Consider the following 22173-nt stretch of genomic DNA (forward strand, 5'->3'; position numbering starts at 1 on the left):
TCTCCGTTCTACTAAAAATGGTACAATAACTTTGAATGAAGAGGAAGGAATATTCAGAATGAATCGAAAACAAATGCCCATCCGGTGGAAAATGACGATATTATCCTTTGGTGTAGTCCTGTTTGCGCTCATCATTGGATTTATTATATTTGTCGGAAAAGCGATTGAAATGAAGAAAGAAGAGTTGGGAAACCAGGCACTTATAACAGCCAGGACGGTAGCTAATCTTCCTACCGTGCAGAGCCATCTCGAGGATTCAGGAGGATGGGGTGAAATCCAGCCCATTGTAGAAAATATCAGGACTGTAAATGGCTCTGACTACATCGTCGTCCTCAATATGAACCGGATCCGTTACTCACACCCGTCCGATGAGCAGCTTGGGACCATCTCTGCAGGAAAGGATGAAGGCCCTGCTTTTGCCGAGCATAGTTATGTGACGACAGCTAAGGGGGAAATCGGTACGGCGGTCAGGGGGTTTGTTCCGATCATGAACGATCAGCACCAACAAATCGGTGTGGTCATTGTAGGCATACTGCTCCCCTCTACACTCGATATAATGAGGAATCTTCAAAATGAACTTATCATTATAGGTGCCATCACTCTCCTGTTCGGAATCATAGGTTCTTGGTTATTAGCAAGACAAATAAAGAAAGATACCTTTCAGCTGGAACCTCACGAAATTGGAAAACTCCTGGTGGAAAGGACCGCTACTTTTCAAGCCATGAATGAAGGCATCATTGCCATTGATAATCAAAGAAGGATCACCGTCTTTAATGAGAAAGCCAAAGACATATTGGTGTTAAATGGAGATCCAACCGGAAAATCCATTCAAGAGGTACTTCCTTCTTCAAAATTACCGGACGTGTTACACAAGAAGGAACCGATTTATCATGAAGAAATGAGATTAGAGAACAAAATTGTACTAAGTACCAGGGTCCCCATCTTGGTAAACGGAGGCATTGTCGGGGCCGTCGCCGTGTTTCAGGATCGAACGGAGATGACTCAACTGGCAGAAGAACTGACTGGAGTGAAGGAGTTCGTTGAGGCATTGAGGGTCCAAAACCACGAACACCAGAATAAATTACATACCGTTGCCGGTCTGATTCAATTAGAAGAAGGAGAGAAAGCTCTCGATTATATCTTTCAATCCTCTCAAGAAGAGGAACACCTTACCGCCACCCTGACTCGGCAAATCAAGCTTGACAGTTTGACAGGATTACTATTAGGCAAGATCCGGAGAGGAAATGAAATGGGGATAGAAGTAAAGATAGACCCCGACAGCTGCCTGGAATCCCTCCCCCCTCTTCTCGATGAACATGATTTTGTCATCATCTTAGGTAACCTGATTGAAAATAGCTTTTATGCCCTGAAAGATTCGGGAGAATATACCAAAGTCATTCATATCTACTTAAAAGAAGCCCCGGACACTTTTCATATTGAAATAGAAGATAATGGGGCAGGAATGACCGAAGAACAGCTTCCCCACTTATTTCAAAAAGGATACACTACCAAAGGAAAAGATGGCTCAGGCATCGGCCTCTACTTGATTCATAGCATTATAGAAAAAGCAGATGGTCATATTAAAGTGGAGTCAACCCCGGGTGAAGGGACGATATTCCAACTCACTTTACCAATGAATGGAGGGAACATTCATGAAGGAACCGATTAAAGTATTACTTATTGAAGACGATCCAATGGTTCAGGAAGTCAATCGAATGTTCATAGAACGTGTACCCGGCTTTACAGTGTGTGCCATTGCGGGGAATGGACAGGAAGGGGCGGAGAAGGTTTCTTTCTATCAGCCCGACCTTGTCCTCCTGGATAACTTTATGCCTAAACAAAATGGTCTTGAAACGTTACAAGCTTTCCGAAGTCATGATACAGACGTGGATGTGATTGTCATATCTGCTGCACAGGATAAAGAAACCATCAAAACGATGATGAGATTAGGAGTATTCGATTATATCATTAAGCCTTTTAAGTTTGAACGATTGAAACAAGCTCTTGAAAAGTACCAAATGTTTAAACATCAAATGGCTGGAGAGGGATCCGTGGGGCAGCAGGAATTAGATCAGCTTCAGGGTGTTCCCTCTCCCATTGAATCCCCTTCAGTTAAGGAAGAATTACCTAAGGGATTGAACCAGCAAACGTTACAGCAGATCATACAATTTATAAAAGACCAGAAAAGCCCCTTATCAGCAGAAGAAACCGCTGAAGGAATCGGCATTGCCCGTGTAACAGCCCGAAGATATTTAGACTACTTACAGAAATCAGGACAGGTTCAAATCATGATCGAGTATGGCGGTATTGGACGCCCGATCAATCGATATCAATGGCAGTAAGTGAGAATGAGGGCACGCCTCATTCTTTTTTTGTTTTCCTCAACCACATTCCTGGACCAAAAAGACCAAAACGTCCTTTAAGTTCTAAATATTCTCATTTTTATATGTAAGCGTTACCATATTTAATAGGTAACTTAAAGGAGGACGAAACGATGAAAAGATTAAAATGGATTTCGATGGTAGCCATCATCTCATTACTATTGGCGGCATGTGGCAGTGATGGCGCAAGCGGCGGCGATTCAAGCAGTGGCGATGATTCTTCCAGCCAATCAATCGTATTTGGTACAGGTGGAACGTCTGGTGCTTATTATGCGATTGGCGGATCATTAAAACCGATTTTCGAGGAAAGTGAATCGATCGGGAATGTAACAGTAGAATCGACAGGAGCTTCTGTAGCCAATATCCAGAACATTACAGACGGTCTTAATCAAATGGCAATTGTCATGAGCGATGTTGCATATGATGCAGTTGAAGGAAAAGGACAGTTCGAAGGCAATAAAGTAGAGGTTCAGGCTCTTGCAGGCATGTACCAAAACGTTGTACAGGTAGTCGCTATGTCTGATAGCGGAATTAAGAGTATTGAAGATTTAAAGGGTAAGAAAGTGGGAGTCGGTCAGGTAGGTTCCGGCGTGGAACAAAGCGCGAAGAAAGTATTGGAAGCGGCCGGTTTATCGTATGATGACCTTGAAAAAGTCACCCACACAGGGTACGCGGATTCTGTTCAGGAAATGAAAAATGGCACACTTGATGCTGCATTCTTCACTTCAGGTGTACCGAACAGTAATATTACAGACCTTATGCAGCAAAATGATGTATCGTTTGTTGAAATCAAAGGAGATCTTGCTGATAAGCTAATGGAGAAATATCCGTTCTATAAAACATTTACGATTGAGTCAGGAGACGAAGCAAAATATAACCTGGATTCAAAGGTTGAAACCGTCGGGATTCAAAATATGCTGGTTGTATCGAAGGATGTAAGTGAAGACACAGTATACGACTTAACAAAACGTTATTACGACTACTTAGGAACAGACGCAGTTGCGGTTGCACCGCTTAAAGAAGTGAACCGGGATGAAATGGCGAAGGGCCTCATTGCTCCCCTGCACCCGGGGGCGAAGAAGTTTTATGAAGAAAAAGGATTACTGGAATAATAGAGAAAGGGCATCAATCCTGGTGCCCTTTTCATTCTATCTATGAGAAAAAGAATTCTGGGCTTCTCCGCCCTGCTCCTTCTTACCCTTCTCGCCATTGTCCCGATGAACACGATCGTCTTATCCTATGAGAATAAAAATATAGTAGTGCAGCCTGTTTTCAACCAAAAGGAAGTTTCCATCCGCTGGACACATTCTGTTGAAAAAGAAGATTGGGAAGAATTTTTCCACATTAAAGATAATACCATCAACTTGACCTCCACCCGTTTCAAAACGTTTGGTGCCGGTGTCCCGGATAACGCAGGCGAAGACACCTATATCAAAGATGGCTGGGTGTATATGACGAATATCCATCAACCGATTGGAACCTCATTGCGCTTCCAGACAGGTAAGAATACGAATCATCGAATTTCATTAAATGCACGAACTCTAGTACTCGATTCTCAGCGGTCCTACCAATTATCCGTGGGGTCCGTCCCTATGTATGAACTGATTTATATGATTGTTAAAGATTAAGCGAGGTGACTCATGATGAGAAAACAAAAGAACACATCTGTGGAAGAGTTGGACCGGGAGGGAAATACGAGAAGCCAGTACCCCAAGGTGATCGGTCTATTTATTTTAGTAGTGGCAGCCGGGATTGCACTCTTCCACTTATACACGTCTTATGCAGGGGCATTAGTCGATGTAAAGCAGCGAAGCATCCACTTATATGGCTTAATGGCCATTGGATTTATCCTGTACCCTTTTATTAGTAAAAAGAAAGGCCTCCCTGTTCCATTTTATGACTATATCTTAAGCGCGTTGTCCTTATTCGTTGGCATTTATATGTTATTCAGTGCAGAGCGCATCATTAAAATGGGGGGACAAATCAACGATACCGATTTCATCGTCGGAATACTCGTCATTGTTCTTCTTCTCGAACTGACAAGGCGTGTGACAGGCTGGGGATTGACCCTCCTTGCCCTTGGATTTTTAATCTATGGCCTCTATGTAAAGCTGGCCATCTATCCGGAATTGAATTCTCAAATCACATTGACCGTGACAAAGAAAATGATATCCCAGCTTGTTTACATTACGGAGGGGATCCTTGGTACAGCGATCGGTGTATCGGCAAGCTACATCATTCTCTTCATCTTATTCGGAGCATTCCTTAGCCGCTCAGGCATGGGGAAATTATTTAATGACCTGGCACTGGCAGTCGCTGGTCATACAAAAGGCGGTCCTGCTAAAGTTGCGGTTATCGCCAGTGGCTTTCTCGGTTCCATTAATGGTTCGGCTGTTGCCAATGTCGTGACAACCGGGGCTTTCACCATTCCATTGATGAAAAAAATCGGCTATAAGAAAGAATTTGCAGGGGCGGTCGAATCAGCGGCAAGTGTCGGCGGTCAGATCCTTCCTCCAATCATGGGCGCAGCCGCCTTCATTATGGCAGAGAATCTGAATATTCCTTATACCAAAGTGATCATGGCAGGTATCATCCCTGCACTGCTATTCTACATCGGCATCCTGCTTCAGGTGCACTTTAGAGCTTCCAAGCGCGGATTGCACGGAGTACCGAAGTCAGAGTTGCCGTCCGTGAAAGCAGTGCTTGCCGAAAGAGGACATTTAATCATCCCGATGGTGATTCTCCTGTACTTATTATTCTCAGGAAAAACACCATTCTACGCTGCTTTCTGGTCGATTTTGGCAACGATTATCATTTCCGGTTCGAAGCAGGTTCTGACGTTATCAACCGTGCTAGGAGTATTTTTCATTTTCCAACCACAGGTCAATGGCCTCCTTTCAGGAGAAGGCATCCCTCCCCTGAAAAACGGATGGTGGGAACTTCTGTTGATTGTGGTGATTCCATTAGTCATCAATCTCGTTAGGAAAACAAAAAACCTGGAAGCCGAAGAAATAGGGTTAAAGGATTGCGTACAAGCATTGGAAGAAGGAGCGAAAACGACGATTCCGGTTGCAGTCGCCTGCGGTGCCGTTGGAATTGTTGTCGGAGTTGCTTCACTGACTGGAGTTGCACTGGAGCTCGCAAACAGTATTGTCGGTATTGGTGAAATGATCGACAGCCCGCTCCTTCAGCTCGTCATTACGTTACTGCTGACAATGGTTACTTCCATCGTGCTTGGAATGGGCTTACCAAGTATCCCAACCTATATCATCACGAGCACCATGGCAGCACCGATCCTTTTACAGCTGCCACTGTTCCGTGAATTGGCCGGGTCGACGGAAACGGCCGTGTTTGTTGCTCATATGTTTGTATTCTACTTTGGAATCTTTGCGAATATCACGCCGCCTGTCGCCCTGGCAGCCTTTGCCGGAGCAGGCATCAGTGGCGGTGATCCGACTAAGACCGGATTCCAGGCGATGAGACTTGCCATTGCAGGATTTATCGTTCCGTTCATGTTTGTGTTTTCCCACGAAATGCTTATGGTGGACGCATCTGTTACTAGTATTCTTGTCCTGACCGTTACATCTGTTATCGGAGTGTTCCTGTTGTCGGTTTCCATCGAGGGCTATTTCAAGAAGAAAATCCCTGTCAGTATGCGCTTGATAAGTGCAGCAGCCGCTTTTCTCCTGATCTATCCTGGCTGGATGACGGATATCATTGGCTTCACCGTCTTCGTCTTTGTTCTGTTTTGGAATTACCAAGGAAAGGGTAAACCGATGAATAAGGAGATCGATATTCCCAATTAAACGAGGTGGATTTTAATGGATTTTGGTTTAAAAAATAAAGCAGTGATCGTCACTGCTTCCAGTAAAGGATTAGGAAAAGCAACGGCACTCGAGCTTGCAAAAGAAGGAGCTCACGTGCTTATTTCCAGCCGAAATGAAGAAGAGCTTCAATCTACTGCAAAAGAGATCATTAAACTGTCAGGGAATCACCAAGTCTATTTTGCAACATGTGACATGACGAAACCAGCAGACATTCAAGCACTCGTTGAAACAGGGGTAAATAAACTCGGAGGAGTTGACATTCTCGTCAACAACACAGGAGGTCCACCTGCAGGGGGCTTCCAGCAATTCGATGATGAAGACTGGCAATATGCCTTTGAGCTTAACCTGCTTAGCTATATCCGTACCATCAGAGAGGTTATTCCCCATATGAAAAAGAATAAGGGCGGACGGATCGTCAATATCGCTTCTTCCTCCACGAAGCAGGCAATTGATGGTCTAATTCTATCCAACACCTTCAGAACGGGAATCGTCGGGTTATCAAAGAGCTTATCAAGGGAACTGGCCCAGGATCACATTCTCATCAACACGGTAGGTCCTGGTAGGATCGCAACAGAACGAGTGGCTCAGTTGGATCAATTAAACGCAGATAAACAAAATATTTCTATTGAGGAATTTAAGAAGCAAAGTGAAAAAGCTATTCCGATGGGAAGGTACGGCGAGCCTGAAGAATTTGCCCGGGCCATTACCTTCTTAGTTTCAGACGCCAACACTTATTTAACCGGTCAATCCCTTGTCGTTGATGGCGGATTGGTTACCGCACTATAAAAAACAAAGCCCCAATGGCTATTACCATTGGGGCTTTGCTTATTCTATTTATACAGTGACTTTCCCACCGTTAGGCTCGCAACCCGTCCGTATGATCATCTCAATGGTCTCATTCGACATATCCAAATGGGATACCCCGGTACCTTCCATCAGGTCTTGAGTATTGCGATCATCAAACGTCAACGCCCCTGCCAGATACACCTTGAACACATCAATCAAGCTATTAAGCTTTACTTCCTCTTCATCTAACTCATACTCACCCGTGTTTTCAACGACCGATAAGTTCTCAAATTGAAGTGCTTCTTTTAACATCTTCAAAAGCTCGATGTTCTCAGGAGGATCCGGATTCGTAATATGATAGATTTTGTTCGCTTGGGCTTTTTCTGGAGCAAGGCTTAGAATGTCCGCCACATAATCCACGGGAACAAGATTGGAAGTACCATTTTTCGCCGCCACGAGTCTATAGGTCCGTTCTTCCCCCCGGCGTCTTGCAGTCTTACGTTTAAACACCCCGAGAGCACGCATGAATCCGTACAGTGTGAATTGAGAGTCCGCTTCCCCCGTTTTAGAATCTCCTACAATAATAGCCGGGCGGAAAATGGACACATCCATTTTGTCTCGATAAGAAAAAACAAGATGCTCCGATTTCACTTTGCTTTCCTCGTATGGGTTATGGAATTCTCCCTCTGCCGGATAAAGCTCCTCCACCCCTTCTGCAAGCTTTCCGACCGTGTAAGCCGTGCTCACATAATAAAACTTTTTCACTTGCAGAATGGAAGCCAATTCAAGGATATGCTTGGTCCCATCGTAATTAGCAGCAAACAGTTCATCACGCAATTCCAAATCAAACTTCACCAGGGCAGCGAGGTGATAAACCGCATCGATCTTCCCCGTTAACCACTCAAGATCATCCTTACTCAAGCCGGCATTTGGAATGGTGATATCCCCTTGGAAAATATGAATTCTCTTTTGCTCAGCCATTTGAAAGGAATCTCTTAATCTTTCAGCCTTCTCTACATTTCTTACTAGAATATAGACTTCGTTACGTTTATGTTGTAAAAGGTTCTTGATGAGCCTCCCACCAAGAAAACCTGTCGATCCCGTTAAAAACAAATTCAAATTGATCACTCCTGTTGAATTTCAACCTCTAGGGCCATTTTGTCTATCATAGCACATATTGAAAGCGGAATCGTGGTTAATGAGAGAGTTGGAACATGATGTCAAAATGAAACGGAGGGACGGACCTTCTATTCCAGATCCAGAGGTCCGTCCCTCTCAAATAAAAAAACGGTGAGCATATTCCTGCTCACCGTTTTTGGACTACCAGCTATCATAAAATCTTTTCGTCACTTCTACCGTATGCGTACTGCCTCCTGCTTCTTCTACGTCTTCAAGAAGCACGGCGAGCACCATCGTCGGGTCATTTTGATCATAGGAAACAAATAATCCATTTTCAGTCCCGGTTGTTCCCTGTTCTGCCTTGATTTCTGCCGTACCGGTTTTACCGGCGATTGCTTTCCCTTTTACACTCGCTTTTCCGGCAATTCCTTCAGTGACTACTTTTCGCAGATCGGTCTTGAGCATATCTGCTTGCTCTTTCGTCAGCAATTTTTCTTTCCACACTTCATGTTCCTCGTCCATTAAGAGTCTCGGCTTCATCATATTTCCATCGTTGATGATTCCGCCATAGGCGCTGGCCAGGTGAACGATGCTCATGAGAACTTCCCCTTGACCAAAGGCTGAATCAGCCAGTTGGACTTCTTTGGAGATGGTTCCGTCGTTGGAGATTTGTGATTTATAAATTGGATAAGAAGATGGAATTTCCTCCCCAAAACCAAAGTCCTTCAAACCGGCAATAAAGGTTTCTGCCCCCATTTCCAACCCGACTCTTGCGAAATAAATATTATCCGAGAATTTCAACGCGCTTTCCAAGTCCACCTTACTCTCATTATCAAAGACACGGACGACTCGGTAATTTCCCCAAGAATCATCCTTTTGCCACTTCTTCCCGGTAATATCATAAATCTTATTTGGATCCAGCTTTCCGGATTTCAATCCAACGGAAGCAGTGATGCCCTTCATGGTTGATCCAGGTGAATACGCAATGGGAAAACGATTACGTAATGGCTTTTTAGGGTCGTCCGCCAACTTTTTGTACTTTTCAGAGGACATGCCCAATACAAAATCATTCGGATCATAGGCTGGTGTACTGACCAGTGCCAATGCTTCACCGGTTTGAGGATTGAGGGCTGCCGCTGTCCCTGCTTCACTCTTCATTTGTTCATAAAGCTTCTTTTGCATTTCGGCGTCGATGGTCAAGGTGATGTTTTTACCATCCTCTACCGGTTGTTCTGAAACGGTCACTACTTCCTCAGATTCTTCTTTCTTCAAGTAAATGCGCTGTCCGTCGTTTCCTTTTAATTGGTCTTCATATACTTCTTCAGCACCGCTGAGCCCCATCAATGATTGAGCTGTATAGCCTTCAGCTTTTAGTTTCTCCAGCTTTTCTGCTGTAAGTTTCCCTATATAACCAGTCAGGTGGGCGGTCGCTTCCCCATATGGGTATTCCCTTGCAGGCACCCGTTTAGAGTACAGACCTCCTAATTCAATTACTTCCAGAGCTAAAGGTCGTTCGCTGAGGGCAATCTTTTTAATCGGCACAAAAAATTCCGGTTTCACCCAGCTCTGATCAAGCTTACCCTGAATCGATTCCTCTGACATATCAAGCAGGGATGAAAGCTTCTTTAAGTCGCTCTTGTTAAACTCTTTCGGTACGATCCCCAATTCAAATGCTTCTCCATTCATCGCAAGGGGCTGTTGATTCCGGTCAAGTATATCCCCGCGCTTAGCGGCTATACTTTCCACTCCTACTTTATCTCCCTTTTCCATTTCCGGCAGGATAAAAGAAGGCTCCCAGTCTACAAACCAATTTTCATCTTCACCTTGTTTTTCTTTGGTTAAAGTGATTTCTTTATCATAGGACACCTTACCAGCCAAAGTGTTGAATGTGATTTTCAAAGGAAATCCCGCTTTTGTTTCCTTGTCCCAGTCCACTTCTTTTTCCGGCTTTTTAAAAGATACCTTTACATCCTTCACTTCTAAATCTTCATAGATGTCCTTGTATCTCGTGACGAAATCTTCTTTCTTAAACGACTCCTTAGTTGAAGAGTTTAGATACTCGTTGAACATACTTTCAAATTTTTCTTTATTCCAAAGATCGACGTATTCCTGCAAGCGATCATCAGGCTTTGGCTTCTCTTGACATCCGGCAACCAACAGACTGAAAGTGACAAAGAGACAAACCAGAATGACTTTTCTATACATATGTACCGACAACCCCTATATTAGACTTTTCATCTCACTTCTAATTCTTTCAAAAATAACAAATATTTTCAAATTTATTGTATCTATATGCTTGTATTTCTTAGTTATGATGATGACCTGAAAGGCAGCGGAATTTGTCGTAATTTGAATAGTGGCAGATATATTTGATATTTGGCAGATAAATTCATAAAATGGCACGCAAATCCGAAACACGGCAGATAAATCTCAAATATGGCATATTAGACTCCGCCAAAGTCGGTATGAGTACCAATCTCCCAGCCTAGAACCCAAAATCCACCACCTTTTCCTCACAATCCCCAGCTTTTCTCACCCATACATAATGCATTTCTTTAAAAATTTGTTATAATAGTACATCGTAAGAGTAATAAGGAACAGAATCCTAAGATTATATCTTGCAAATATATATCGATAGGTGGAAATAAACATGAAAAATTATCGAGTACTACTGTATTACAACTATGTAGCCATTGAGAATCCCGAGGAGGTTACGGCCCAGCATAAAGAATTGTGCGAGGAGCTTGGCCTTATGGGACGTATCCTGATTTCATCTGAAGGAATCAACGGAACATGTTCCGGCACGATTGAACAGACAGATGCTTATATGGAAGCGATGAGAAAGGATCCTCACTTCTCGGACACTGTGTTCAAAATTGACGAAACTGATGGTCATGCCTTCAAGAAATTGAAAGTGAAGCACCGTCCAGAGTTAGTGACACTTCGTCTTGAAGATGATGTAAATCCGAATGAACTCACAGGTAAATACCTTGACCCAAAGGATTTCTTTGAACAAATCCAGCAGGAAGATACGATCCTTCTTGATGCACGAAATGACTACGAATATGAATTGGGACACTTCAGAGGAGCCGTGAAGCCGGATATCAAAAACTTCCGCGATCTTCCGAATTGGGTCCGTGATAATAAAGATAAACTGGAAGGCAAGAAAATCATCACGTATTGTACGGGTGGTATCCGCTGTGAAAAATTCTCAGGCTGGTTAGTGAAAGAAGGCTTTGAGGATGTAGCACAGCTTCATGGCGGAATCGTCACTTACGGGCAAGACCCTGAAGTGAAAGGTCAGCTATGGGACGGTCAGCTTTATGTATTCGACGAGCGTATCGGTGTTCCAGTCAACCAGACAGAGCATGTCGTTGTCGGGAAAGACTACTACACAGGTGAACCTTGTGAGCGCTATGTAAACTGTGCGCACCCTCCTTGTAACCGAAAAATTCTTTGCTCTGAAGAAAACGAGCATAAGTATATGAGAAGCTGCTCTGATGAATGCCGCAAGAGCCTTGAAAACCGCTACATTAAAGAGCATGGTTTGACGGAGGAAGAAGTGGCAGAGCGTTTGGCTGTGATTGAGAACGAGAAAGAAACTGCGACGATCTAATGTATACCTGATAAGAACTGGCTGAAATCAGCCAGTTTTTTTATTTGCATTTCATCCACTTTGTTTCTTTAGGAAAGTAACCTGATTTATTGATTGACCGCCGTATCTAAAATGAAATATTGTGAAATTTCAAGTACATCATATCTACATCAAGCAATCTGTCTTTGAGAAACAAAGTTGTGCGATTTCAGTAAAGAGCCCAAAAGCGACTGAAAGAATAATTCCACTAGAACCCTTCCAGCTAGTAAGGGGAATTATGAATGCAAGAAAGTAAAAGGCGATGCAATACCCTGACTTTTGGCATAAATAAGTTTGGCTATGAAATGGATATGATTGAAAATCAAAGAATCTCATACTATCCGTATCAGAAGAGATGGTCCCTCAACGTTAAGTTTGGTGATATTCTGAGTACAAGTCAGGATAAATACAAAACTAGAATAGATTAATGCCAATAATAGACGCAACGCTAATCACTCCTTTTGTGTTTAGCGAAGATCATCTAAATCTGTTTTTATGAAAAAGAAAAAGCCATCGGATATATCGATGGCTCTTCTCTTGATAAAATTATTTCATTAATTTTTCTGCTACTGTCTCACTTACAGCATTTTCACCGCCAAGAATATGGAAATCCTTCGCTTTTAATTCATTAATTGCATCAGAAGTGACAGAAGGCAGGTCATTAGGATGTACTAATAGCATAGAAGCATTTTCTTTTGCCGCAAGTACAGAACCGGCTAATGCATCTGCGAAATTCTTTCCAGTTGCCACGTATACTTGTGTAGATGGATTAAGGTCTGTCGCGATTTTCGCTGCCGTGCCGTAACGGTCTTGACCGAAGTAACGTGTCGCTTCAGGAAGTGATTCCAATACGTCCTTGCTTACTACAGCTTCTCCACCGACTACAATCGTACTGCCGATTCCTTTTAAAGCTTTATTTGTTTCAGCTGGAAGTTTATCAGAGTCCGTCAATAGGATCGGGTATCCATTGCTCGCTGCATAAGAAGCGATGGCGAGAGCGTCAGGGAAGTTCTTGCCGTTTGCTACTACTGCTTTCTCCGGGGATCCCCCAAGACTAGCAGCGATGTTCACAGCCGTTTCCCAGCGATCATCTCCGCCGATACGATCAACATCAAGTCCCATTCCTTCAAGCTGATATTTCACATAGTTACTCACAGCACCTTTTCCACCTAGAATAATGACATTCTTTGCACCAAGGCGCTGGATTTCTGCTTTTGCAGCTGCATTTAATGTCCCATTTTCAGTTAACAAAATCGGCGCATCATGTTTATAGGCAAGAGGTGCTCCTGCAAGGGCATCAGGGAATGAATCGCCGCGGGCAAGGATAACTGTATCTGACGTTTCCCAACCTTTTTTCGAAATTTCAACGGCTGTCTCGTATCGAGTATCACCAGTAAGACGTGTTACTTCCGGTGCTTCTTCTTGTACGATTCGATCTTCAACAGCTGGTGAAATAGGGTTGTTCTTTTCAAGGTAAGAAGTGAACACCTCAAAATCGACCACGAATAATTCTGTCATGCGGCCATCTTCTTTCGCTTCCTTGAACATTGTATAACCGTCTCCACCATCTGCAGTAAAGGCGTTTGTTGCCACAGAGTACATCATTTCAGGGTCAATCTCTTCAAATCCGTTGTCTGTCTTCACTTCTACGGACCATACTCGCTCCCCGGCAGGCTTGCTTACATCATACTTGAAGTTAATCCCTGAAACTTGAAGGAATTCACCTGGTGCGTCTTCCCCTTCAACTCTGGATACACTGTGCTCAAGGGCATCCATAATTTCTTGTCCCGTTAAATCAAGAGTGACCAGGTTGTTTCCAAATGGCATAGTGGTCAATACTTCCCCAAGAGTGATTTCACCGGCATCGATTGAAGCACGGATCCCGCCACCATTTTGAAGACCGATATGCGTTTCCACGAATTCATTCGCTTTCGCAACCATACCGTCCGCGATTAAGTTTCCTAGGTTTGTTTCTTTTCGACGTACATCGGCACGTTCTCCATCAAGAGCTACCTTCGTGTTCCCAACAACTTCTTTTTTCAAATCATCAAGAGGCGCTTTGAACTCTTCAACCTTCGCGAGTGCGTCTGCATCTTCTTCATAGCTTTCAAGGTCCAGCACTTCTCCGTCATGGCTAGTTACTACACCTTCATCATCAAATGTTACATCCAATAATCCAAGCAGGTTCAAGTATTCGCCAGCTTGAACAATCAGTGTCGGCTCTTCCTTCTCAATAACCACAGGCTCGTCAAGAACAGTATGAGAATGACCACCAACGATTACATCAATTCCCTCTACTTCCTCGGCTAACTCTAAGTCATTCGAGTATCCCAGGTGAGAAAGGACGATGATTTTATTGACTCCTTTTTCTTTAAGCATCGCAATTGTAGCCTTTGATTTTTCAACTGCATCTTCAAATACGACATTTTCACCAGGGTTAGAGATGAATTCTGTATCTGGAGTCGTTAATCCGTAGATTCCCACTTTCTCTCCATCTACTTCTTTGATCATTGCAGGGTAGACGTTACCACCATCGCCTGGCTGACCGATTTCGCCTTTGAAAAGTGGCTCTAAATCCTTGTCACCTGTAACAGCCACATTGGATGAAACCATCGGGAATTCCATATTTTTAATGAAGTCTGCAAGAGTTTTGGAATCTTTATCGAATTCATGATTACCAAGTGTCATTGCATCGTATTTAAGCTCATTCATAAAGTGAAGGTCTGCCTGTCCAAGGTATTGTCGGAAATACAGAGTCCCTGAGAATACATCACCGGCGTCTAAAAGTAAAGAGTTCGCTTTTTCAGTGCGCAGCTCATTTACTGCCGTCACTAAACGTGGATAGCCTTCCACATGAGCATGCGTATCGTTGGTATGCATAATCGTTAAATCAAACTCTTCCCCTTCTGCTGAAGCTGAAGTTGCAGGAGATACTGCAAAAATCGCAGCGGCCAGAGCTGCAGTTGATAATACACCGTATAAAGGTTTTTTAATATTCATTTTGGTTAATCCCTTCCCGTTCTTTTGTAGGTTTTTGTCGGAACCTCATCCACAAAGCCCATTATATAGTAATTTTATGAAAAAATGTGATAATTTTACTAAATATTAAAACAAATCTGGTTCTTTTTACATATGAGGACAGGGGAGGACTCCCCCTGCCATTTTTCCATAATCTATTTCTTGAGTTGTTTTACAACTTCTTCACTAACGGCATTTTCCCCACCAATAACACGAAAGTTAGAAATATCATCCATATCAATTGCTTCCATAATATCTTCTGGTACTTCCTCTTTCTTCACAAGAAGGATTTCAGCACCTTCTTTTGCTGCAAGGACAGAACCTGCAAGAGCATCGGCAAAATTAGTCCCTGTTGCCACAATTGCCTTGTTAGTTTGAGGAGTTAAGTGTTTCGCAATTTCAGCAGATGTTTCGTAACGGTTCAAGCCACTATAACGGGTCGCTTCTTCAAAACTGTCGAAAATCTCAGTACTGATTGCATTTTCTCCTCCAACCACGATTTTTTCGTCAATGTCTTTTAATACTTTATTAGAGGCTTTTGACAACTTGTCTTGAGCGGATAGTACAATCGGATATCCATTCTGTGAGGCATAAGAAGCAACAGAAAGGGCATCGGCGAATTGGTAGGCATTTGCTACAATCGCTTTTTCAGGATCTCCATCCAATTTGGCAGCGATATTTGCCGCTGTTTCAAATCGATCGTCTCCTGTGATACGGTCTGTTTTCAAACCTAATCCTTTAAGCTGATATTGAACATACTTGGATACAGCACCTTCGCCACCAAGGATGATCGCTTTCTTCGCACCTAAACGCTTGATTTCATCTTGTACTTCAGCGTTCAAACTGCCTTGCTGCGTCAATAAGATTGGTGCATCATGTTTGTAAGCAAGTGGAGCTCCTGCAAGGGCATCCGGGAATTGATCGCCTCTGGCAATGACCACTGTGTCTGCGGACTCCCAGCCTTTTTTCGATATTTCAATAGCTGTGTGGTAACGATCGTCACCAGAAATGCGTTCTACCTTATTTTCAAACTGAATCTTAGCCAGGACAGGATCGTGATCACTCGCACGACCATCTTCTTCACTAAAATCAGAGTTGATGTTGATACTATCGATCATCGTTGTCTTTGCCAGATTATTCGTCACTAGAATATGATCAAGAACTTGAGAGTTTCCTTGATAAATATACGTGTAGCGTTCCTCTGCAGGAAGCTTTTCCATCATATTGGTCAAGACGTCCCCTTCGAGAGTATTGATTGGAGCAGAAAATTCGAAGTCGTTCAGGTCACCAAGAACCACAACGTTTGCACCTTCGACCTTTTCGTTCACATCCTTCACAAAATCATTCAGTACTTCGGCTTGTTTAAGTCGCTGTACTTCACTACCAAGCACAACAGGATGATCTGCACCGAATAATGCGCCGTCTCCACCTTTGGAGTTAAAGTGGTTTGCTACGACTATTACTTTTTCACCGTTAAACATGAATTCGGCTGCAAGGGCTTTACGTGAGTCGTCAAATGCTTCATTAGTCGGATCGATTCGACCAGGGTTATGAGTAAGTCCATTTTCATCAACACCCACGGAAGTCACCGCATCCCCGGCTTCTTTATCAGTCAATTGGACACGTTCAGGGTTGTAGATGAAACCTACACGGATGTTTCCACCAGGCTGCCCGCCATCTGTTTTATCAACAGGAGAGATATCGGTGAATTCATAAGACGGTCCGCCAGCTTCTTCAATGGCCTTGATGATTGTTTCGTATGATGCACTTGCATCTGTCGTACCATCATCTGTTGGTCCATTATTATCCTGAACCTCGACCAGGCCAATAATATCAGGCGTTTTCATATTCGAAACAATTGAGTCAGCAATCTTCTCAACTTTACTTTTTTCAATTCCAGCATAAAAGTTTTCAATATTGTAAGAAGCAATCGTCAGATCTTCTTCTACCGGAGTGATCGATGTTACTTGCTGCGCTGTTCCCCCATCAACTACTGTAGGGAAAGCTCCTGTTGGACGGATCTTAAAGTTGCTATAATCATAGCTTACGTTTCCGGTAACGGAACCATCCAGCATATCACCTGTTTTCACATTGATATTCATGCCGTCCACGTCGATCAACATGCGCTCAGGGTTATAATCCTCAGGAGAAATCAATACTCCCCCCGCTCTTGTGCGAAGTTGATCTTCACTAGTGTTAACCACTACAGGGAGTTCATCATATTTTACCGGACCTGTAATCGTGGCATTCGGAATTTCAATCAGCATTCCTTCAAGACTTTCATAGAAGTCCAGTCCATCAGTTTCGGGATCGAAAGAGGTCATTTCATCATCTTCAATGATCTCAGTCGGCGGTACGCGATCTACCCCCATCATGATGGCAGCAGGTACTGTATTGTCTGAAGATTCTACAGTAACGGCTGATGCCGTGATTTGAGTTGTCAGAAGATCTTTAGCATCATCATATCCATCTTCTCTCCACTCTTTTACCTGACCAGCCACATTTACTTTGTCTCCGACCTTGACAGAATTGCCCTTTGCATAAACATAGATTCCTTCAGAAGTCGCCAGACTATCGTCCGGTGTCTCCTCCTGCATATAAAATGCATTGGAACCTGCCTTCGCTGTCACGATTCCTTGAACGTTAGAGACGGTCATATTTTCGTAAGGAGAGGTATGGGAATCTCCTTGAATATCGTGAATGCTTAAACCATCTGCAGATTTAAGGATTTTGTAAGTGAAAGTGGAAACACCGCTTGTGTCTCCCTCTTTTACAACAACTGCCTTGATTGTGACATCTGCAGTAAGTTCGATCGGTGTGGTATATTCTGGACTGGAAGCTGTCGGATCCGTTCCATCCATTGTGTAATGAATGGATCCATCTTCAGTTGCCGTTTGAAGTGTAACCATCGTTCCATCTACAACAGACCCTGAAGCTGGATCAGCGGTTACAGAGAAGGCGGTTTCAATGACATCTGAAGTATTACGGGGGACCAGTTTATATTCGTCGAAGTTATAATCAACCACCCCGCGAAGAATTTCGTACGTTTTGCCGACTTCAAGCATCGTACTATCATTTGGTTTGATAACGAACTCACCAGAGCTGTCTGTTGCAGTGAAATTACCGTTGCCGTCTTTGGATTCCACTGTCACATCCGTAAATTCAACAAACATTCCTTCGTGATCTTCACCATTTTCAGCTGAGAGGTCTGTAGAGATAAGAGAGGCTGGTGACGGAACGCCCTTGTCTTCTTCTGTAATTTCCACGTTTGAAGCAGTCGCTTCAATTTGCTGCATGCCATAATAATCGCTAAGTTTTCCTTCAGCAACTACTTCGTCACCCGGCTCGGCAGTAAGACCGCTGCCACGGACGATGACACCTGCAGTACCATCCTGGATGAACAGGTTCGTCTGTCCGCCTGCTTCAAAGGATGCAGTCGCAATACCTTGTACTTTAACAACCGTACCTTTAGGAGCTGTACGTGCTTCAGCGATGGTAGATAGTTCAATAGGTGTCGGTTCAGGAGCCGGTTCATCTGATAGATGCGTTCCGAGATCACTGAATACATCTTTGCCTTGATCAGTCCATTCTACGGATAGATCAAATGCATCGGTTACGTCTACATCTCCTGTCAAAACAGAATCATTGCGAGTAATAGAGACATCAGCTGCAAAACTGACCTTTACACCTGTCTGACCGATAGAATCAATAATGTTATCATTCTTTTTTAAGGTAATCGGATCGTCACCGTTAAAATTAATCACGTAACTATCCACAATATCAGCCTGGGCAAGAATTTCAGCATCTGCATCTTTATGAGCAATCACGAAAACTTCTCCTGCATCGAGTGTCCCGGATAACGGTAAAATCTTATCGGTGGTCGCCGCACCATTGCTATGTAATTCCAAGGAGTAATTCGATAAATCAATTGCTTCACCAGTACCGTTATATAGTTCAATGGCCTTATTGTAACTGGATCCTTCGATATATTCAGAAATGATTAAGTCCTGAAGTGCCTCGTCTGCAGCGGATACGTGCTGAGTTAGAGGAGGCGCAAACAAGCTTAAAGCCATACTGGAGGCAACTGTTACACTTAACAATTGACGCTTCATTGTTTTCCCGTTCATTTTCTTCCCCCTGTTCGTAGTTTAGTAAAGTGGTAGATTCGCCACCATCTACCAGTATACAACAGGATTTGTCATAATAGTGTAAAAATAGGGTAAATTAACTGAAATTTTGTTAGCGCTTACATTAATATTAAGTAAATTTGAACTATAAAAATTGACAAAGCCCGGTTCTGGAGCGGATTAACAGCTCTTGAACCGGGTTTATGATTATTTTTTAGTTAAATGGGAATAACCTTACTATTTTTCACAGATAAACCCCTACTCCTGGACCAAACGGAATACCTAATAACGCAAAAGTCAGAAGTAACACGATCCATACCGATAAGAACGCTATCGTATAAGGAAGCATCAGTGAAATCAAGGTTCCAAGGCCCGCTTTCTTATCGTATTCCTTCATAAAGGCGAGTATCACGATGATATACGGGTTCATCGGGGTGATGATATTCGTTGATGAATCCGCAATACGATAGGCGGCTTGTACAAACGCCGGGTTATATCCAAGTGTCGCAAACATCGGGATGAAGATCGGTGCTTCCAATGCCCATTGAGCGGATCCACTGAAGATCAGTAGATTCAATAATGCTGTCAACAGGACAAATCCGATAATGGCGGCGAGTCCCGTCATATTGATCGATTCGAGGAAATTCGCTCCGCTGACGGCTACCCATGTCCCTAGATTCGTCCAGTCAAAGTAAGCGATAAACTGTGCGGCTGCAAAGATTAATACGATATAACCGCCCATGTCTTTCATGGCTTCTGTCATATACTTGGGTACGTCTCTTGACGACTGAATTTTTTTCACAGTCACCCCGTAAGTAACCCCGATCACGATAAAGAAGAAGAGCGTGATGGGAATGATTCCGGATAAGAAGGTAGAAGGAATGAGTCCCCCATCTTCATTTCGCATCGGAGAGTCCGGCCAGGCAATCGAGACGACTAACAGGACGATGAAGGCTAATCCTGCCAGGGTTGCATTTCGGAGTCCCTTTCCCTCTAAAGGACTCTCTTCTTCTAATGTTTTATCTACTTTTCCTTTGTATGTCCCTAAACGCGGCTCTACAATTTTTTCTGTTACAAAAGCGCCTACAGCTGTAAGAAGGACGACAGATGCAATCATGAAGTACCAGTTATCCACCGGTGTGACCGTTACTTCGAATGCTTTGGCAGCTTCGGTTGATATCCCTGCGAGTAGCGCATCGGTTCCGGTAATGATAAAGTTTGCCGTAAAACCTGCTCCTACTCCGGAGAATCCGGCAGCAAGTCCTGCCAGAGGATGCCTTCCCACCGTATAGAAAATCATGGCGGCGAGTGGAGGAATGATAACGAAGGCTGCGTCTGACGCCAGGTTCCCCATGATCCCTACCATAATAACGGCGTATGTAATCAATCCTTTTGGAGCGTTCAAAACCGTTTTCTTGATCGCTGTTTCCAGTAATCCTACCTTTTCCGCCAATCCAATCCCGAGCATCATCGCCAGTACGAGGCCGAGTGGAGCGAAGCCTGTAAAGTTATCGAGCATGGAGGTCAGGATGTATTGGAGTCCCTCTCCGGAGACGAGGCTCTTGATCGCTAACTCTTCTCCATTTTTCGGATGTATAACCGTCACACCCAGACTTGAAATAAACCAGGAAAATAAAACAATAAAGACAGATAAGTACACAAACAACATGAATGGGTCAGGGAGTTTATTCCCTACCTTTTCGATTCCACCTAAAATTCGAAGATATCCCTTCTCCTTTTTAGGTGAATTCGGCTCTAAATTGGGATTTGTCATGAGGTCACTCCTTCAAATAATGTTTTAAGGAATAATTCCTTTTTACTTCCGTTAATAAGTATTTCGATATCGATTGTATAAATCCTTCTTATTTTTTAATATTTATGAGAAAATTTTAAATTTACGGATTACTGAATAGATGAAGATAAAAAATCCCCTACTCATAGATCGAGTAAGGGATTTCTAGGATCCAATTATTTAAGTTGGAAGCGATATAACTTCCTAGGTCTTCCTCTGCCGCCGCTTTGTTCTTCGCCGCTGATTTCCACAATCCCGATCCGTTCCATTTCAGTAAGGATTCTGCGTCCGTTCCGTTCGGTGCTTTTCAGCCAGCGGGAAAGATCCTGGGATGTGATTTCCTCTTTGTCGTAATGACGGGAAAGAGAAAGGATTTTTGAGACGATGGCTGAACTGACCGAAGCCTCTTTAAAGACTTCCTTCCATTCATTGCCCAAGTTGTTGAGAGCGTATGTAATGGACTCCGACGATGGAAGAATTTCCGTTACCGTCTTGTCTTCATTGACACTTATGACGATGGAAGATTCGTGCTTTCTCGCATGTTGAAAAGCAAGACGGACATGATGCTCAGCTTCTAACACGGTCACACCAAACCCTAACCCCACACGGATATCCAGGTCTGTATGGGCCTTCACTTCCTGAGTCAAAGTAGTGAAAACCGACTCCTTTTCATGAAGATCGAGTTCCCCCCTCGTTGTATAAACGAAGAACAATCCGTCCCCTAATTGAACCATGGAACCATTGATCTTTTGGGCGATATCAAGAAGATTGCGTTTCAGATCCAGCTCTTGATGCTTCATTTTATAAGAAAAATGGGACTCGTCCAAGGTCTGGGTGGAATAGATGACTTCGATTCCAACGATGGCAATTTGGGATTTTTGATATTTCCTCGATTGTGCCCTCTCTAATAAATACTGCAAAATCATCCGGATGGACAAATTCGTCGGTACGACACGGTAACAAGGAATGCCTGCTTCAGTGAGGCGCTTCTGAACACTTTGAATACACGTGATCGCCGTTTCAATTTCTCCTTTTTCGTAGAGTGAACGGTGATAGTCAACCAGCTCATCAGCACTCCGGTATCCTTCATATGGATAAGTTGAAATTTCTAGTTGATCAAATGAGTGAAATTGAACCGCGGTTTCAATTTCCTCTTTTGAAATTGTATCTATACTAATTTTATTTAATAGAGTCTGTTCTTTCATTTGCGCTTCTAATAATGCTCCAAAGAAACTGGATCCATGTAAGGGAGGAAAGCTCCCTTCCTTTTCCGTGATCCATCCTTTTTCAAGCGCATAGTAGAAGGGGGATTGTCCCGAAAAGAACCATTGATCTACTAGACCGCGGTTCTTCTCAAGAATTTCTTCTATTTCATTCACCCCGTGATATGGAAAATTCATAAGTTCTATATTGTCAAAATGAGTGGCCACATGATTGATCCGCTGAATCGAATCATCCGGACCGATGACACCAATTTTTATCATCAACT

The 22173-nt window shown here is 43.3% G+C and carries 13 protein-coding genes; 7 read left to right on the forward strand and 6 right to left on the reverse strand.

Annotated elements, in window-relative coordinates; translation table 11 throughout:
* The first annotated feature begins 58 nt into the window (after positions 1 to 58).
* The 6 genes from RSX31_RS15950 (at position 59) to RSX31_RS15975 (ending at position 6994) form a co-directional block, all read left to right on the forward strand.
* Positions 59 to 1669 carry a sensor histidine kinase gene (locus RSX31_RS15950; protein WP_315635160.1) on the forward strand — a complete coding sequence of 537 codons (1611 nt, stop codon included), beginning with the start codon at positions 59 to 61 and terminating at the stop codon, positions 1667 to 1669.
* Entirely contained in the window at positions 1653 to 2342 is a 690-nt protein-coding gene (locus RSX31_RS15955; RefSeq protein ID WP_315635162.1) for a response regulator, read from the forward strand. The genes RSX31_RS15950 and RSX31_RS15955 overlap by 17 nt, the downstream gene beginning before the upstream one ends.
* 152 nt (positions 2343 to 2494) lie before the next feature.
* Positions 2495 to 3493 carry a TAXI family TRAP transporter solute-binding subunit gene (locus RSX31_RS15960; protein WP_315635163.1) on the forward strand — a complete coding sequence of 333 codons (999 nt, stop codon included), beginning with the start codon at positions 2495 to 2497 and terminating at the stop codon, positions 3491 to 3493.
* 42 nt (positions 3494 to 3535) lie between these two features.
* Positions 3536 to 4009 carry a DUF1850 domain-containing protein gene (locus tag RSX31_RS15965; RefSeq protein WP_315635164.1) on the forward strand — a complete coding sequence of 158 codons (474 nt, stop codon included), beginning with the start codon at positions 3536 to 3538 and terminating at the stop codon, positions 4007 to 4009.
* Positions 4010 to 4024: 15 nt separating this feature from the next.
* On the forward strand, positions 4025 to 6187 hold the full coding sequence (locus RSX31_RS15970) for a TRAP transporter permease (protein ID WP_148995543.1): 2163 nt from the start codon (positions 4025 to 4027) through the stop codon (positions 6185 to 6187).
* A 15-nt stretch (positions 6188 to 6202) separates the two neighbouring features.
* Positions 6203 to 6994: an SDR family oxidoreductase gene (locus tag RSX31_RS15975; RefSeq protein WP_315635165.1), complete on the forward strand. Its 792-nt coding sequence runs from the start codon at positions 6203 to 6205 to the stop codon at positions 6992 to 6994.
* Between the two features lie 48 nt (positions 6995 to 7042).
* Here the strand turns inward: RSX31_RS15975 and RSX31_RS15980 are convergent, their stop codons facing one another.
* Entirely contained in the window at positions 7043 to 8113 is a 1071-nt protein-coding gene (locus tag RSX31_RS15980; RefSeq protein ID WP_315635166.1) for an SDR family oxidoreductase, read from the reverse strand.
* 201 nt (positions 8114 to 8314) lie between these two features.
* Positions 8315 to 10318, reverse strand: a complete 2004-nt coding sequence (locus RSX31_RS15985) for a penicillin-binding transpeptidase domain-containing protein (RefSeq protein ID WP_315635167.1) — start codon at positions 10316 to 10318, stop codon at positions 8315 to 8317.
* A gap of 445 nt (positions 10319 to 10763) precedes the next feature.
* Between RSX31_RS15985 and trhO the strand changes: the two genes are divergently transcribed.
* On the forward strand, positions 10764 to 11729 hold the full coding sequence (trhO, locus tag RSX31_RS15990; RefSeq protein ID WP_315635168.1) for an oxygen-dependent tRNA uridine(34) hydroxylase TrhO: 966 nt from the start codon (positions 10764 to 10766) through the stop codon (positions 11727 to 11729).
* Positions 11730 to 12293: 564 nt separating this feature from the next.
* On the opposite strand, the gene RSX31_RS15995 is transcribed toward trhO, so the two are convergent.
* The 4 genes from RSX31_RS15995 to RSX31_RS16010 form a co-directional block, all read right to left on the reverse strand.
* Positions 12294 to 14747 (reverse strand): cell wall-binding repeat-containing protein, encoded by a 2454-nt coding sequence (locus RSX31_RS15995; protein ID WP_315635169.1) that lies wholly within the window; start codon positions 14745 to 14747, stop codon positions 12294 to 12296.
* A 173-nt stretch (positions 14748 to 14920) separates the two neighbouring features.
* On the reverse strand, positions 14921 to 18892 hold the full coding sequence (locus RSX31_RS16000) for a cell wall-binding repeat-containing protein (RefSeq protein ID WP_315635170.1): 3972 nt from the start codon (positions 18890 to 18892) through the stop codon (positions 14921 to 14923).
* Positions 18893 to 19136: 244 nt separating this feature from the next.
* Complete coding sequence (locus tag RSX31_RS16005; protein ID WP_315635171.1) at positions 19137 to 20666, reverse strand: AbgT family transporter; 1530 nt, start codon at positions 20664 to 20666, stop codon at positions 19137 to 19139.
* Between the two features lie 194 nt (positions 20667 to 20860).
* Complete coding sequence (locus RSX31_RS16010) at positions 20861 to 22171, reverse strand: helix-turn-helix domain-containing protein (protein ID WP_397541194.1); 1311 nt, start codon at positions 22169 to 22171, stop codon at positions 20861 to 20863.
* Positions 22172 to 22173 lie beyond the last annotated feature (2 nt).

The organism is Rossellomorea yichunensis (genome assembly GCF_032337515.1).
GTDB classification, from domain to species: Bacteria; Bacillota; Bacilli; order Bacillales; family Bacillaceae_B; genus Rossellomorea; species Rossellomorea yichunensis.